Origin of the sequence: Streptococcus vestibularis (genome assembly GCF_900636445.1) — a bacterium.
In the GTDB taxonomy this organism is placed as follows: Bacteria; Bacillota; Bacilli; order Lactobacillales; family Streptococcaceae; genus Streptococcus; species Streptococcus vestibularis.
In genome coordinates, this window is sequence record NZ_LR134275.1 from 928,445 (window position 1) to 943,651 (window position 15,207).

At 40.4% G+C, this 15,207-nt stretch carries 12 protein-coding genes, 1 pseudogene and 1 riboswitch; of the genes and pseudogenes, 9 read left to right on the forward strand and 4 right to left on the reverse strand.

Annotation, left to right across the window (positions count from 1 at the left end):
• Positions 1-139 precede the first annotated feature (139 nt).
• A complete protein-coding gene (locus EL076_RS04750; protein WP_126429442.1) occupies positions 140-730 on the reverse strand; it encodes an HNH endonuclease domain-containing protein in 591 nt (196 codons plus the stop codon).
• A gap of 194 nt (positions 731-924) precedes the next feature.
• On the opposite strand from EL076_RS04750, the gene EL076_RS04755 reads away from it, so the two are divergent.
• From EL076_RS04755 to EL076_RS10085, 7 genes and pseudogenes are all read left to right on the forward strand, one after another.
• Positions 925-1,725 (forward strand): TraX family protein, encoded by an 801-nt coding sequence (locus EL076_RS04755; protein ID WP_126429444.1) that lies wholly within the window; start codon positions 925-927, stop codon positions 1,723-1,725.
• A gap of 132 nt (positions 1,726-1,857) precedes the next feature.
• Positions 1,858-2,406: a DJ-1 family glyoxalase III gene (locus EL076_RS04760; protein WP_126429446.1), complete on the forward strand. Its 549-nt coding sequence runs from the start codon at positions 1,858-1,860 to the stop codon at positions 2,404-2,406.
• Between the two features lie 268 nt (positions 2,407-2,674).
• Complete coding sequence (locus tag EL076_RS04770) at positions 2,675-3,448, forward strand: dihydroorotate dehydrogenase electron transfer subunit (protein ID WP_048788151.1); 774 nt, start codon at positions 2,675-2,677, stop codon at positions 3,446-3,448.
• Between the two features lie 9 nt (positions 3,449-3,457).
• Positions 3,458-4,414, forward strand: a complete 957-nt coding sequence (locus tag EL076_RS04775; RefSeq protein WP_126429450.1) for a dihydroorotate dehydrogenase — start codon at positions 3,458-3,460, stop codon at positions 4,412-4,414.
• Positions 4,415-4,650: 236 nt separating this feature from the next.
• Positions 4,651-5,346: an orotidine-5'-phosphate decarboxylase gene (gene pyrF / locus EL076_RS04780; RefSeq protein WP_126429452.1), complete on the forward strand. Its 696-nt coding sequence runs from the start codon at positions 4,651-4,653 to the stop codon at positions 5,344-5,346.
• 87 nt (positions 5,347-5,433) lie between these two features.
• Entirely contained in the window at positions 5,434-6,063 is a 630-nt protein-coding gene (pyrE, locus tag EL076_RS04785) for an orotate phosphoribosyltransferase (RefSeq protein ID WP_126429454.1), read from the forward strand.
• A 275-nt stretch (positions 6,064-6,338) separates the two neighbouring features.
• Positions 6,339-6,986, forward strand: a pseudogene (locus EL076_RS10085) (5'-nucleotidase C-terminal domain-containing protein); the annotation flags it as partial.
• Between the two features lie 36 nt (positions 6,987-7,022).
• Here EL076_RS10085 and EL076_RS04805 read toward each other — a convergent pair.
• The 3 genes from EL076_RS04805 to EL076_RS04815 form a co-directional block, all read right to left on the reverse strand.
• A complete protein-coding gene (locus EL076_RS04805; RefSeq protein ID WP_126429456.1) occupies positions 7,023-7,964 on the reverse strand; it encodes an AraC family transcriptional regulator in 942 nt (313 codons plus the stop codon).
• 139 nt (positions 7,965-8,103) lie between these two features.
• Positions 8,104-9,474 carry a tRNA uridine-5-carboxymethylaminomethyl(34) synthesis GTPase MnmE gene (mnmE, locus tag EL076_RS04810; protein WP_048788148.1) on the reverse strand — a complete coding sequence of 457 codons (1,371 nt, stop codon included), beginning with the start codon at positions 9,472-9,474 and terminating at the stop codon, positions 8,104-8,106.
• A 127-nt stretch (positions 9,475-9,601) separates the two neighbouring features.
• Positions 9,602-10,945 carry an alanine/glycine:cation symporter family protein gene (locus EL076_RS04815; RefSeq protein ID WP_126429458.1) on the reverse strand — a complete coding sequence of 448 codons (1,344 nt, stop codon included), beginning with the start codon at positions 10,943-10,945 and terminating at the stop codon, positions 9,602-9,604.
• 96 nt (positions 10,946-11,041) lie between these two features.
• Positions 11,042-11,148, reverse strand: a riboswitch (glycine riboswitch).
• 305 nt (positions 11,149-11,453) lie between these two features.
• On the opposite strand from EL076_RS04815, the gene pcrA reads away from it, so the two are divergent.
• A complete protein-coding gene (pcrA, locus tag EL076_RS04820) occupies positions 11,454-13,763 on the forward strand; it encodes a DNA helicase PcrA (protein WP_126429460.1) in 2,310 nt (769 codons plus the stop codon).
• Positions 13,764-13,883: 120 nt separating this feature from the next.
• Complete coding sequence (locus EL076_RS04825; RefSeq protein ID WP_211205175.1) at positions 13,884-15,164, forward strand: O-acetylhomoserine aminocarboxypropyltransferase/cysteine synthase family protein; 1,281 nt, start codon at positions 13,884-13,886, stop codon at positions 15,162-15,164.
• Positions 15,165-15,207 lie beyond the last annotated feature (43 nt).

Here is a 15,207-nt window from a genome sequence, read left to right on the forward strand (position 1 = left end):
TTCCTTTCTTGTTAGAGATAATGGTTGTTCTTTTAGTTGTGATAAATCATAAAACGCCTATCCATTATAGCATAAAGAGAGTAGAAATGCTTGAGGAGGGTAATTAAGAAATCAGAGATTGCCATTCATTGAAGCAGCATTATTTTATTAAGTGTTTTATTTTATCGTAATATTCATTAGCCTTTTCATCAGCTTTTTGTCTGAGCTCATCTTGTATTTTTTTATATTCTAAATCTAACAAGTGAGATAATTTGTCTCTAATTTCATCATAATTATAATTATATTTTTTTTGAAACTCTTTGAGTTTTTCTAAGCGTTCTTCACGTTCTTTTAAAGTTGATCCCTTCTCCTTCCAGAATTGCTCAGATTTTTTTGTTTTACCTAACAAAAAATCCGAGGCTGTAAGTGTACCTTTTTTACGATTAGCATCCGGAGAACAAATAATAATATTTCCCTTTACATTTAATCCACAGTATTTCCTATTTTGCGGTATAATATGATCTAGCTCATTATTTTTGATACTTAATTTTTCATCAGTGTATGGACATTTATAATCAAAGAATTCAAGACAATTTTTGAAGTAGTCTTCATCAACAGCTGGAAATTTTTTACTCAATTGAGATAATATTTTTCTAATTGATGAATTTGCAACATCAGATTCACTATGTCCTTTAATTGACTTTCTATTTTTTAATTGATTAAAATATTTTTTTGTAAATTTCTCTTCCATGTGTAAAACCTCTTTAATTTATATTTATAGTAGATACCATTTTAATTGAATTAATTCGAAATCTACTATGATAATAGTATTTACTCTTTATCTTAAAGTCAACATCATAATAGACGATATTCATAACGAATACCTTTGAATTTACATCTAACTTATGGTATCATTTAATATGCTGAAAATTAAAGGAGCATTAAATGAACGATATAAAAAAGATATGCAATGCGACTAATTTGAAATACCTAGCTATTGTACTTATGTTTTTGGATCACATCCATCAGATGTTTGAGGGTATGGGAGCACCACTATGGTTGACTATGTTAGGACGTTTGGTTTTTCCTATTTTTCTCTTTCTAGCAGCTGATAGTTTTCATTACACACACGACCGTATGGCTTTTCTCAGACGTTTGCTTTACATGAGCTGGTTCATGACTATTGGTAACACCATTATTAGTAGTGTCTTTCATAATGGTAATCTTGGTTTGATGAACAATGCTTTTTCAACCTTCTTTATCACTGGGATTTTTATTTGTTCTTGGGATTTGTTGGCTAAGGGGCTTCGCGATAAATCATACAAGGAATTGATTCAAGGGATTGGTGTCTTTCTATTGCCGATTCTTTCATCTATTCCAGTTGTAGTCCTTGGAGGTATATTTGAAACACCACATGCAAACCCACTTGTTGTACAAATTGTTGCCTTTATCTTGTCACTTGTGCCAAGTATTATCATGGTTGAGGGTGGCTTTGTCATGGTTATCCTTGGTTTGCTATTCTATATTTTCCGTACCAATCGCATCGCTCAAATCATCGTCTTAGCTGTTATTTCAGTGATTGCCCATCTCTTTGATCCGACAGGTGTACAGTGGATGATGGTCTTTGCTGCGATTCCTATGTATTTCTATAATGGTGAGCGAGGTAGTGGTAACAAGAATTTCTTCTATATTTTCTACCCAGCCCATATTTATCTCTTGTGGATCTTAGCAAGTTTGTTTAGATAAAATGACAAGGGCAGTCTTTGTGCTGTCTTTTTTCGTGCTCAAAATCCATTTTTATGGTTTGTTTCCTGCTTCTAAAACTGCTATAATTTAAGGCGTAATAGAATCTTGTGATAACTAAATTGGAGGTATATCATGACAAAAGTAGCAGTAGTATTTGCGGAAGGATTTGAAGAAATCGAAGCTTTGAGCCCAGTGGATGTCTTCCGCCGAGCAGGATTTGACTGTGACATGCTTGGACTTGAAAGTGCATCAGTGACTGGCTCACATGGGATTCAAGTTGCCATGGATGGCGTATTTGATGGCAATTTTGCGAATTATGACTTGGTTGTCCTTCCTGGAGGTATGCCTGGATCAACTAATCTACGCGACAACGAAACTTTGATTGCCTCTCTTCAAGAGGCTGCAAAAGCTGGAAAATACGTTGCTGCCATTTGTGCGGCACCAATTGTTCTCGAACGTGCTGGTCTTCTTGAAGGTCGCAAATTCACATGTTTCCCTGGTGTTGAAGAACAAATTGCATCTGGCGACCATCAAACTGATTTGGTGGTCGTTGATGGCAATATTGTCACAAGCCGTGGTGCCGGAACAGCATTGGCATTTGCATATGCCTTGGTTGATCTATTAGGCGGTGATGGTCAACAGTTGGCTCATACTATGGTCTACGACAGACTGTTTCAATAAGATGATAATAGACATGTATCAAACAGAGGGCCTAGTTATAGGCTAGAGAGACCTTAGCTTAGTTTTAAGAGATTTGGTTTTTTCTTTTCTGCTTTGACATCTCGCTTGAAAATGGTTATAATAATGACAAAATAACCTTTAAATGAGTCCAGAGAGGCTTAAAAGGTCGGACAGATTGAAACAGCAGGGTTCTCCTGTGATTTTTTGTGCGACCTTGCCATGTGGCGAGGTTTTTTTGATGACATTTTGCAGTTTAGAAAGGGTTGTCATGATATTAGTTGAAGATTTAACCATTGTGAGTCAGCGTGAGATTGCACCTCGTATTTTTGAGATGGTGCTTAAGGGAGAGATGGTTGCAGATATGCATGTTGGTCAGTTCGTTCACCTCAAGGTGCCAGACCCAAGCAAGCTCCTTCGTCGTCCGATTTCAATTTCAGAGATTGACTACGACAAGAAAGAGGCAACTATTGTCTACCGTGTGGAGCGTGAGGGAACAGCTATTCTGTCTAAGATGGTAGCTGGACAAACCATTGATACCATGGGCCCTCAGGGTAATGGTTTTGATATTTCTGTTATTGAGGCTGGGCAGAAAGCTCTCCTAGTTGGTGGAGGTATTGGTGTGCCACCTTTGGTTGAGACGGCTAAGCAGTTGAAGACTAAGGGAGTGGAAGTTGTATCAGTCATTGGTTTTGCCAATAAGGATGCCGTCATCTTGGAGGACAAGCTCAGAGCTTGTGGTGATGTTTATGTGACCACTGATGACGGTTCATACGGTATCAAGGGTTACGTTTCGACAGTTATTGATGGTTTCGACTGGACTCCAGATGCCGTTTACAGTTGCGGAGCTCCAGGCATGCTTAAATATGTCGACAGCAAGTTTGAAAATCACCCTCATGCCTATGTTTCTATGGAAGCTCGCATGGCTTGTGGTATGGGTGCTTGCTATGCCTGTGTGGTTCACGTTAAAGGAGAGTCGGACGCCAAAAATCTTCGTGTTTGTGAAGAGGGACCAGTCTTCCCTACCGGAAAAGTCATCGTCTAGGAGGTTACTATGTCAGAAATTAAATCAGAAAATCGTTTAGCTATTAGCCTTCCAGGACTCGATTTGAAGAATCCTATTATCCCAGCTTCTGGTTGCTTTGGTTTTGGTCAAGAGTATGCCAAGTATTACGATTTGGATAAACTAGGATCGATCATGATTAAGGCAACGACTGCCAACCCACGCTTTGGTAATCCGACACCACGTGTGGCTGAGACACCATCAGGCATGCTTAATGCCATTGGCTTGCAAAACCCTGGTGTTGATGCTGTCTTGTTTGAAAAACTCCCATGGTTACAGGAACATTATCCTGAGTTGCCAATCATTGCGAATGTGGCTGGATTTTCTAACGAAGAATATGCGGAAGTCTCTCACAAGATTTCCAAAGCTAGTAACGTCAAGGCAATTGAGCTCAACATCTCCTGTCCAAACGTGGATCATGGCAACAACGGCCTTCTCATCGGACAAGTCCCAGAACTTGCCTATGCAGCCGTAAAAGCCAGTGTTTCTCATTCTGATGTGCCCGTCTATGTCAAACTGACACCAAGCGTGGCTGACATCACAAGTGTTGCCAAGGCAGTCGAAGATGCCGGTGCGATAGGTTTCACCATGATTAACACCTTGGTCGGAACACGCTATGACTTGGCGACTCGCAAACCTATCATTGCCAATGGCCAAGGTGGTATGTCAGGCCCAGCTGTCTTTCCAGTAGCCCTTAAACTTATCCGCCAAGTTGCTCTAGCTTCAGACCTTCCAATTATCGGTATGGGGGGTGTTGACAGTGCCGAAGCGGCTATCGAAATGTTTATTGCTGGTTCCTCAGCCATCGGTGTCGGAACAGCCAACTTCGCAGATCCATATGCCTGCCCTAAAATCATTGACCGACTCCCTGAGGTTATGGACAAGTACGGCATCACAACTCTTGAGGACTTGCGCGAGGAAGTTCGAACAGACTTGTTGGGGAAATAGAATAAAAATAGCATTTTTAAGGAATTTAACAAAGCTATAATTACTTTCATCCCCCTTTGACATTCCATTATAAAAGCGCTATAATAGAACAAATTGAACTGAACCTTTAATCGAGTCCAGAGAGGCGAGAAAGGTGTACTGAGATGCTACGGCATCACTAAGGGGTAGGGACTGCCCTATTTTCGTGCAACCTTCGCTGACTGGCGGAGGTTTTTTTGTGTGAAAGGATATAAGAAATGAGAGAAAATCGTCCTGTTATTGCCCTTGATTTCCCGACTTTTGAGGATGTCAAGGCTTTCCTTGCTAAGTTTCCTGCTGATGAAAAGCTCTATGTGAAGATTGGTATGGAACTTTACTATGCGGCTGGGCCTGAGATTGTGTGCTACGTTAAAAAGCTTGGCCATAGTGTTTTCCTTGACCTTAAGCTTCACGATATTCCAAATACTGTGAAATCAGCCATGCGTGTCTTGTCTAACCTTGGCGTTGATATGACTAATGTGCATGCGGCCGGTGGTGTGGAAATGATGAAGGCTGCGCGTGAAGGCTTGGGAGATGGTCCAATCTTGATTGCTGTAACACAGCTAACCTCTACCTCTGAAGAGCAGATGCGTGATTTTCAAAATATCCAAACCACACTTCAAGAATCAGTGGTTCATTATGCTAAGAAGACTGCTGAAGCGGGTCTTAATGGTGTTGTTTGCTCAGCACATGAAGTAGCAAAAATCAAAGAAGCAACAAATGGAGATTTCGTTTGTTTGACACCTGGTATTCGTCCAGCAGGAGCAGCAGTTGGTGACCAAAAACGTGTCATGACACCTGCCGATGCCCATCAAATTGGTTCAGATTACATTGTCGTTGGTCGTCCAATTACACAAGCTGCCGATCCAGTAGCAGCTTATCACGACATCAAGGCCCAATGGAACGGTCAATAAATTTTCAAAAAGACCTTATTTCATAGGAAAATAGATGGAATTAGGTTATAATAAAGAGTAGAAAACGCTTTACGGAGGATAATAATTATGACATTAGCATCACAAATCGCATCTGACTTGCTCGATATCAAGGCTGTTTACCTTAAACCTGAAGAACCATTTACATGGGCATCAGGAATCAAATCACCAATCTACACAGACAACCGTATTACTTTGTCTTATCCAGAAACTCGTACACTTATTGAAAATGGTTTTGTGGAAAAAATTAAGGAAGAATTTCCCGAAGTAGAAGTAATTGCAGGTACTGCAACTGCGGGTATTCCTCACGGTGCGATTATAGCTGACAAGATGAACCTTCCATTTGCCTACATCCGTAGCAAACCAAAAGATCACGGTGCTGGTAACCAAATCGAAGGTCGTGTGGTTAAAGGCGAAAAAATGGTTGTTGTTGAAGACTTGATTTCAACTGGCGGTTCAGTACTTGATGCTGTTGCAGCTGCAGAGCGTGAAGGGGCTGATGTTATCGGTGTTGTGGCTATCTTCACTTACGAATTGCCAAAAGCTGAGAAAAACTTCGCAGATGCTGGCGTGAAATTGATCACTCTTTCAAACTACACTGAGTTGATTAAGGTTGCTAAAGTTCAAGGTTACATTACAGCAGACGGACTTAAACTCTTGAGGAAATTCAAAGAAAACCAAGAAACTTGGCAAGACTAGTTATCATGATTTAAGGTGGAACGTTTTAGGCGTTTTGCTTTTTTTAGAATAATTTAGGAAAAGATAAGCAGGGAGAGTATATGAGGACAATTAATGAGCAGTTAGATGCAACGGCAATGGATGAAGCTGTGCAAAATAAGATGGTCAGTCCCCGAGAACTAGTGTAGGCTACCATTCGTGAAGCAGAGAGGAGGAATCCCAAAATCAATGCTATCGTCAGTCAACGCTACGAGAAAGCATTGAAAGAAGCAGAAACTAGAGACTTTTCAGAAAGACCTTCAGCTGGTTTCCTTCAAGTCGCTGGAGCTCGCGTATATTATGACACAACTTTTCCAGCTGAAAAACGTATCTTATCAATTGACATTTTGGATCAAGAAACCGGTGTCTATAAACCGCTCAACACTAATGAAACTTACTACCTTGTAACGAATGACTTCTTGGCTGCTGGTGGCGATGGCTTCACAATGCTTGGTGGTCCACGTGAAGAGGGTCCTTCACTCGATACAGCCTTTGCTGATTACTTGACTCATGCAGATCTTACGAAATACGCAGTAATTAATCCTAATTCACGTACAATTTCTATTTCAAGTGCCGATTTTGCTGTTTTAAATAAGAAAGAGAATGCGGAAGATCCAAGGGTTAATCCATTAAATACTATTGATCCAACTGTAGCTTCTAAAGTGTTAGAAAAAACTAAACCAGTAGTATCTAAAGTAGTAACAACACCTACCGGTAAAGCCTTCTTCGTTTCAACTTCAAACGAAACTCTTAAGGAAATTGAAAAGGTTACTGAAACTTTAGGCTAAACCGAAGAACTTCCTACAACAGGTGATAAGGCCTCACACGCTGGGCTCCTCGGACTTGGTGTATTGCTAACTATCTTTGGAATTAGTGGAAAACACAAAGGTAAAGAGAAATACTAAGAAGTTTGCAGATAAAAATTAGAGTTAACCATTTGGCTAACTCTTTTTTGTTTTATTGTTGTTGCTATGTGTTTTTCGATACTGACTTGGTGTTTGGTCGTAATAGTGTTTAAATTGACGGTTGAAATTGGATAAATTGTTAAAACCAACATTAGTAGCAATTTCCAAAACTGGTTTTACGCTATTACGGAGCTCCTCGCAAGCAGCATGTAGTCTTGCTTGAATGATAAATTCGGTACAAGAGGTGCCAGTATGTTGTTTAAAAATCGTCATAAAGTGTGTCTTACTATATCCCATGAGCTCTGACAACTTTCCAATCGTGAGATTTTCAGCATAATGTTGATTGATGTAATCAATGATTTCACGAATTTTATCATTTTTACGATAATGATCATCAGAAGTTTTTCGCTTTACCAAATGATAGAAGTAGAGGAGGTAGATTAATTCTTCCAACTTTGACTTGAGAAGAAGTTCATAGTGACGATTTTTCTGACGAATCATCTTAAAAATCTCGAAGAGAAGTGCTTTTATTTCCGTATAACCCTCGTCTGATGGTCTTAGACATTGTTTAAACTTAAAATTGGAATTCTGTAAGGGCTGAAGATATCGGAGACTAAGCAGATCCACCAGAGACTGTCCCAACATATCCAAATGAAAATGAAGGGTGTCAGTATGATGAGACTGATTATCTATGGGATGAATCGAATGAAGCTCATTAGGACCTATCAAAAAAATATCTCCAGCCTGACTGTCAAAATAGTCATAATCAATATGATAGCGAGCTGTCCCCTCATAAACGTACTGAATCTCAAGCTCAGGATGCCAATGAAAAAGGATATCAGGACGTCCATTTTCAACCTTGATTTCCGTCAGTCGAAATGGAAGCAGATTATCGTCAAAATCTATCAAATGTTTAAAATCAGTATCAGTAGCTGCTTGACTCATGGTAAACCTTTCAAAATCATAGGATAGTACCATGATAGCATTTTATTTCTTAAAAAGCATGAGTTAATCGTCTTATGATATAGATATATTTTTTACATAATTTTATTTCTGTATTTAAGGTATGGAAAGTAAAAAGATGATGCAACATCTTTTTACATAAATTTAGTTATGTTTATTTCCCTAGGCAGAACTGACTAAAGAGTTGCGTAATGAGTTCATCCGGTGCGGCGTCACCAGTAATTTCGCCAAGAATTTCCCATGTGCGAGTCATATCAACTTGTAATAGGTCAACAGGCATACCTAATTCAAGTCCTTGATTGACGGCTTCAAGACTTTCAAGCGCCCTTTCAATGAGTGAAATATGTCGTGCATTTGAGAGATAAGTAGCATCTTTTTCCACTAAGCCAGCATTATCAAAGAAGAGTTGGTTGATGCGATCTTCGATTTTGTCAATGTTTTCATTCTTGAGGACTGAAATCGGAATGACATCTTCAGGAAGCTCTTCCATTTGGATTGCTTGTGGAAGGTCAGTTTTATTTAGGAGAATGATACGATTACTATTTTTGCTAATTTCGAGTAATGTACGGTCTTGCTCAGTTAGCGGTTCGGAGCTATTAAGGACAAGAAGAACCAGGTCAGCCTCTTCAAGAGCTTTCTTAGAACGCTCAACACCAATTTTTTCGACCACATCATCTGTGTCACGAATACCAGCGGTATCAATTAACTTAAGAGGAACACCCTTAATATTAACGTATTCTTCAATAACATCACGGGTAGTCCCTTCAATATCAGTAACGATAGCTTTCTCTTCACGTAGGAGATTGTTGAGAAGACTAGATTTTCCGACATTAGGACGGCCTATGATTGCTGTCGAAAGACCTTCTCGTAGGATTTTCCCTCGTTTGGCAGTAGCAAGAAGATTTTCTAGAAGTGCTTGAAAATCTTGAGTCTTTTCACGTACAAGAGCTGTAGTAACTTCTTCAACATCATCATACTCTGGGTAATCAATATTCACCTCGACTTGAGCCAAAGTGTTAAGGATTTCTTGGCGAGTGTTGTTAATGAGATCCTTGAGCGAACCATCAAGTTGGGAAACGGCAACGGCCATAGCCTTATCAGTTTTAGCACGAATCAAATCCATGACAGCTTCGGCCTGGGTCAAGTCCACACGACCATTCAAGAAGGCACGTTTGGTAAATTCCCCTGGTTCAGCCATACGAGCTCCAGAACGGATTAGGAGTTGAAGGATTTCATTAGTAACAGCGACACCACCATGTGTGTTGATTTCCACGACATCCTCGCGTGTAAAGGTCTTTGGTGCACGCATCACACTGACCATGACTTCATCAATGGTTTCATCATTTTCCACGATATGACCGTAATTGATAGTATGTGAAGCGACCGTTTCTAAATTTTTTCCTTTGAAAACCTTATTAGCAATAGCAACAGCATCGGTTCCAGATAAGCGAACGATACCGATAGCACCTTCACCTAAGGGCGTTGAAATAGCAGTAATCGTATCAAATTCTTTGGTAATTGACATAGTTTTTCCTTTGGATTTTTTCTGTATTAGTTGTAAAATGATTTAATTTCATTGTAACGCAAAAGACCGGTAGTAGCAAGGATTGGTGCCGATAAAACCAAGAAAAAAGAGCCTGAGCTCTTTTTGTTTATTTGTGGCGTTCAAAGTATGATTTGGTTTCTTTAATGATGATTGGTGAGAGGACTAGGAGGGCAATCAAGTTAGGCAATGCCATCAATCCGTTTACGATATCCGCAATTTTCCAAACAACATCAAGAGTGAGGTAACCACCAAGAGCAACCATGACTACAAAAATGAGGCGGTAGAGTGGAAGGAATTTCGTTGATTTGAAAATGAATTCGAAACAACGTTCACCGTAGTAAGACCAACCCAAGATTGTTGTAAAGGCAAAGAGAACCAAAGAAAGTGTTAAGGCAATTTCACCAAATGTACCAAAAACAGAAGAGAAGGCCGCTTGTGTCATTGGGGCACCTTCTAGGCTACCTGACCATTGACCAGTTACAAGGATAGCAAGACCAGTAAGTGTACAGATGATAATCGTATCAATGAAAGTACCTGTCATTGAAATCAAACCTTGTTCAACAGGTTCTTCGGTCTTAGCAGCAGCTGCAGCGATAGGAGCTGATCCAAGACCTGACTCATTTGAGAAGACACCACGCGCAATACCAAGACGCATTGCAACCATGACTGTTGCACCAGCAAAACCACCTACGGCTGCTTTACCAGTAAAGGCAGATTGGAAGACTGTTTCAAGGACTGGAAGAAGTTGACTAAAGTTAGTAAAGATAACCACAAGAGCTGCTAGGATATAAAGTCCAGCCATAAATGGTACGACCTTTTCAGAAACTTTAGAGATAGATTGGATACCACCAAAAATGATGGCAGCAGTAATAAGAGCTAAGATAACACTAACAATTTTTGGTGACCAATCAAAGCTGTTTTGAAGAGATGATGTGATTGAGTTAACTTGAGAGAAAGTACCGATCCCCAACCATGCAACTAGGACACCTGCAAAGGCAAAGAAGTAGGCCAAAGGTTTAGCAATAGTTTGCCATTTACCAGAAAAACCGTGTGTAATGTAATACATTGGACCACCAGAAACATTACCTTGGTCATCAAGTGTACGGAATTTAATAGCCAAAAGACCTTCGGAATATTTGGTTGCCATACCAAAGAAAGCAGCAATCCACATCCAGAAAAGGGCACCAGGTCCACCAGTTTTGATGGCAGTAGCTACACCGACAATGTTACCTGTACCAACAGTTGCAGCAAGAGCCGTTGCGAGGGCTGCAAAACTAGAAATATCACCTTCCCCTTTATCTTCAGCAAAGATAAGTTTAAAGGCTTTAGGCAGACGAATGATTTGCAAAAGTCCAAGACGAAGCGTAAGGTAAATCCCAGTTCCTACAAGAAGGACCAAAAGGGGTGGTCCCCAGACAAAATCATCAATGGTAGTAAAAAAGTCTAACATGAATGTAACAATCTCCTTTAACCGAGACGTCAAAAAAGAGGTTTGGCTTAACCAGACCTCTGAGAATACAAAGCTATTACTACAAGTTAAAAACTTGCGATGCTTTCTGTCCTTTTACCTGAGAGTTTCGGTTGTTACCCCTTGCCCCTTCGGTGTCTTGTTTACAGCTAAAGCTGTTTCAAGATCTCTCCAGAAGTCCGTCAATCACCAGTTTTCCTGATGACATCACTCGGTTCTTATTTTATTGTGGTTCTATCTTATCGAAAAAACCGAACAGTGTCAACACTAATTTTCATCATAACTATAAAAAACCGAATATTCTACTTAAGAATGCCTTTCACCAAAACCTAGAAAAGCTTGGAATAACAATCATGTTAAGCAAATAACCTCCCAATAAAAACAAACGATTATTTGCTAAAGTTATTTCACACACATTATGAATAGAGTCTGCATTTTCATTCGAAAAATGATAAAATAATAGAGCTTATTTTTGAGAATGGAGAATATTATGAACCCATTATTAACTGGTATGAATGACAAACAGGCCGAAGCAGTTCAAACGACTGAAGGCCCTCTTTTGATTATGGCTGGTGCAGGATCTGGGAAGACACGTGTGCTTACCCACCGCATTGCCTACCTTATCGACGAGAAAATGATCAATCCCTGGAATATCCTAGCCATCACCTTTACCAATAAGGCTGCCCGTGAGATGCGTGAGCGTGCTATGGCTTTAAATCCAGCAACTTCAGAAACCTTGATTGCGACCTTCCATAGCATGTGTGTGCGAATCCTTCGTCGTGAAGCGGACCATATTGGATACAACCGAAACTTTACTATCGTGGATCCTGGGGAACAACGTACTTTGATGAAACGTATTCTAAAGACTCTTAATCTTGATCCTAAGAAGTGGAATGAACGTGCCATCTTAGGGACGATTTCCAACGCCAAAAATGATTTATTGGATGAAGTGGCCTATGAGCACCAGGCTGGTGATATGTACACCCAAATCGTTGCTAAATGTTATAAGTCCTATCAGGAAGAGCTCCGTCGTAGCGAAGCCATGGATTTCGACGATTTGATTATGATGACTTTACGTCTCTTTGACAAAAATCCTGATGTTCTCGCCTATTATCAGCAGCGTTATCAGTACATTCACGTGGATGAGTACCAAGATACCAACCATGCTCAGTATCAGTTGGTAAAACTCTTAGCATCTCGCTTCAAGAATATCTGTGTCGTAGGTGATGCGGACCAATCAATCTACGGTTGGCGTGGGGCTGATATGCAGAACATCCTTGATTTTGAGAAGGACTATCCTGAAGCTAAGGTTGTCCTCTTGGAGGAAAACTACCGTTCAACCAAGAAGATTCTCCAGGCGGCCAACGAAGTTATCAAGAATAACCGCAACCGCCGTCCTAAGAAACTTTGGACTCAAAATGACGACGGTGAACAAATCGTTTATTACCGTGCTAATGACGAGCGTGATGAGGCTGTATTCGTAGCTTCAACAATCGACAATATCGTCCGTGAAGAAGGCAAGAATTTCAAAGACTTTGCTGTTCTTTACCGTACCAATGCTCAGTCTCGTACTATTGAGGAAGCCTTGCTCAAGTCTAATATTCCTTATACAATGGTTGGTGGGACAAAATTCTACAGCCGTAAAGAGATTCGTGATGTTATTTCTTATTTGAACTTGATTGCCAACCCTTCAGATAACATCAGTTTTGAACGTGTCGTCAATGAACCTAAACGTGGAGTTGGGCCTGGCACGCTCGAAAAGATTCGTAACTTTGCCTATGAGCAAAATATGAGCCTTCTAGATGCTTCAGCGAATATTATGTTGTCTCCTATTAAGGGAAAAGCAGCTCAAGGCGTTTACGATTTCGCTAACACGATTCTGAACCTACGTGACCAGCTAGATGGGCTAAGCATTACCGAGACTGTAGAAGCTATTTTAGACAAGTCTGGTTATCTGGATGCTCTGTCCATGCAACAAACGCTTGAAAGCCAAGCACGCATTGAAAATATCGAAGAATTCATGTCTGTTACTAAGAATTTTGATGAAACCAACACCGATGGTACGGAGGACGAGACAGGTATTGACCGTTTAGGTCGTTTCTTGAATGATCTAGCTTTGATTGCTGATACGGATGATGGTGATATGGAAGCGGCAGAAGTAACCTTGATGACTCTTCATGCTGCTAAAGGACTTGAATTCCCAGTCGTCTTTCTTATCGGTATGGAAGAGGGAGTCTTCCCTTTGTCTCGTGCTTCAGAGGATCCAGAAGAACTCGAAGAAGAGCGTCGCTTAGCTTACGTAGGTATTACCCGTGCTGAAGAGATCCTTTTCCTTACCAACGCTAATACACGTACGCTTTTTGGTAAGACTAGCTATAATCGCCCTAGCCGTTTCTTGCGTGAAATTTCAGATGATTTATTACAATATCAAGGTCTAGCACGTCCAGCCAATTCATCATTTGGTGTTCGTTTTACAAAGGAAGAGCCAACACAATTTGGTCAGGGCATGAGTTTACAACAAGCGCTTCAGACCAGAAAAGCAAATGCACAACCGCAAAGGCATACTGGCGCTCAGCCATTTTCAAAAGCTACTGGCGGACTACCTTTTGGTAAGGCTTCAGACTCTGGAAATTCAGCTACTGATTGGGAAATCGGAGATATTGCTCACCACAAGAAGTGGGGAGATGGTACCGTTCTAGAAGTAACTGGAAGTGGCAAGACACAGGAACTTAAGATAAAATTCCCAGAAGTTGGACTTAAAAAAGTCTTGTCAAGCGTAGCACCTATTGTGAAGAAATAGAAAGGGACCGAAAGGTCCTTTTTATAAGCCCTCCCTATCACATTGATAAAACATTTCTATTAGACAGCTAGCTTTTCTGGGTGTAGAATGAAGGCAACTTTTGTTTTGGAGGACACCCATATGTCACGAGAATTTTCATTTGAAACCTTACAATTACACGCTGGACAAACACCTGACAAGGAAACAAAATCACGTGCTGTTCCAATTTACCAAACGACTTCATATGTTTTTGACGATGCTCAAGAAGGTGAAGATCTTTTTGCCCTTAGAAAACCGGGTAATATTTACACACGTATTACCAATCCAACAGTAGCAGTACTTGAAGAACGTATTGCAGCCCTCGAAGGTGGTGTTGGTGCCTTGGCTACGGCTTCAGGTATGGCTGCAATCACCTATGCAATCCTTGGCTTGGCACATGCTGGTGATCATGTTGTTGCTGCGACAACCCTCTATGGCGGGACATTCAATCTCTTAAAAGAAACTCTTCCACGCTATGGTGTCACAACAACTTTTGTAGATGTTGACAATCCTGAAGAAATTGAAGCTGCTATCAAAGATAATACCAAACTTGTCTTGATTGAGTCTTTGGGTAATCCGCTTATCAACATTCCTGATTTTGAAAAGATTGCTGAGATTGCTCACAGTCATAATATTCCATTGGTTGCTGACAATACTTTTGGTACTCCATATCTCATCAATGTTATCACCCATGGTGTAGATATCGTGGTTCATTCTGCGACGAAGTTTATCGGTGGACATGGAACAACCATAGGAGGCCTTATCGTCGATTCTGGTAAATTCGACTGGGAAGCTTCAGGAAAATTCCCACAGTTGGTTGAAGAAGACCCATCTTACCACAATATCAGCTATACACGTGATGTTGGTCCAGCAGCATTTATCACTGCCCTTCGTACCCAACTTTTGCGTGACACAGGAGCTGCCTTAGCACCTTTCAATGCTTTCTTACTTTTACAAGGACTTGAAACACTTTCACTTCGTGTCGAACGCCACGTCGAAAATGCTAAAAAGATCGTAGACTTTTTGGAAAATCATCCAAAAGTTGAAAAAGTTAACTATCCTGGATTACCATCAAGTCCTTACTATGATTTAGCACAAAAATACTTCCCTAAAGGACCAGGTTCTATTTTCACTTTCCATGTTAAAGGTGGACAAGACGAAGCACGTACCGTAATTGATAATCTTGAAATCTTCTCAGATTTAGCTAACGTTGCTGATGCAAAATCTTTGGTGGTGCACCCTGCAACAACAACTCACCAACAATTGGCAGAAGCAGATTTGCTAGCTTGTGGTGTCACTCCAAATCAAATTCGTATCTCAGTTGGTTTGGAAAACGCAGATGATTTGATTGAAGATTTAAAACTAGCTCTTGATAAAATCTAAGTATTTCAATACAAAATGATTTAGCCAGCTCTTTAGCTGGTTT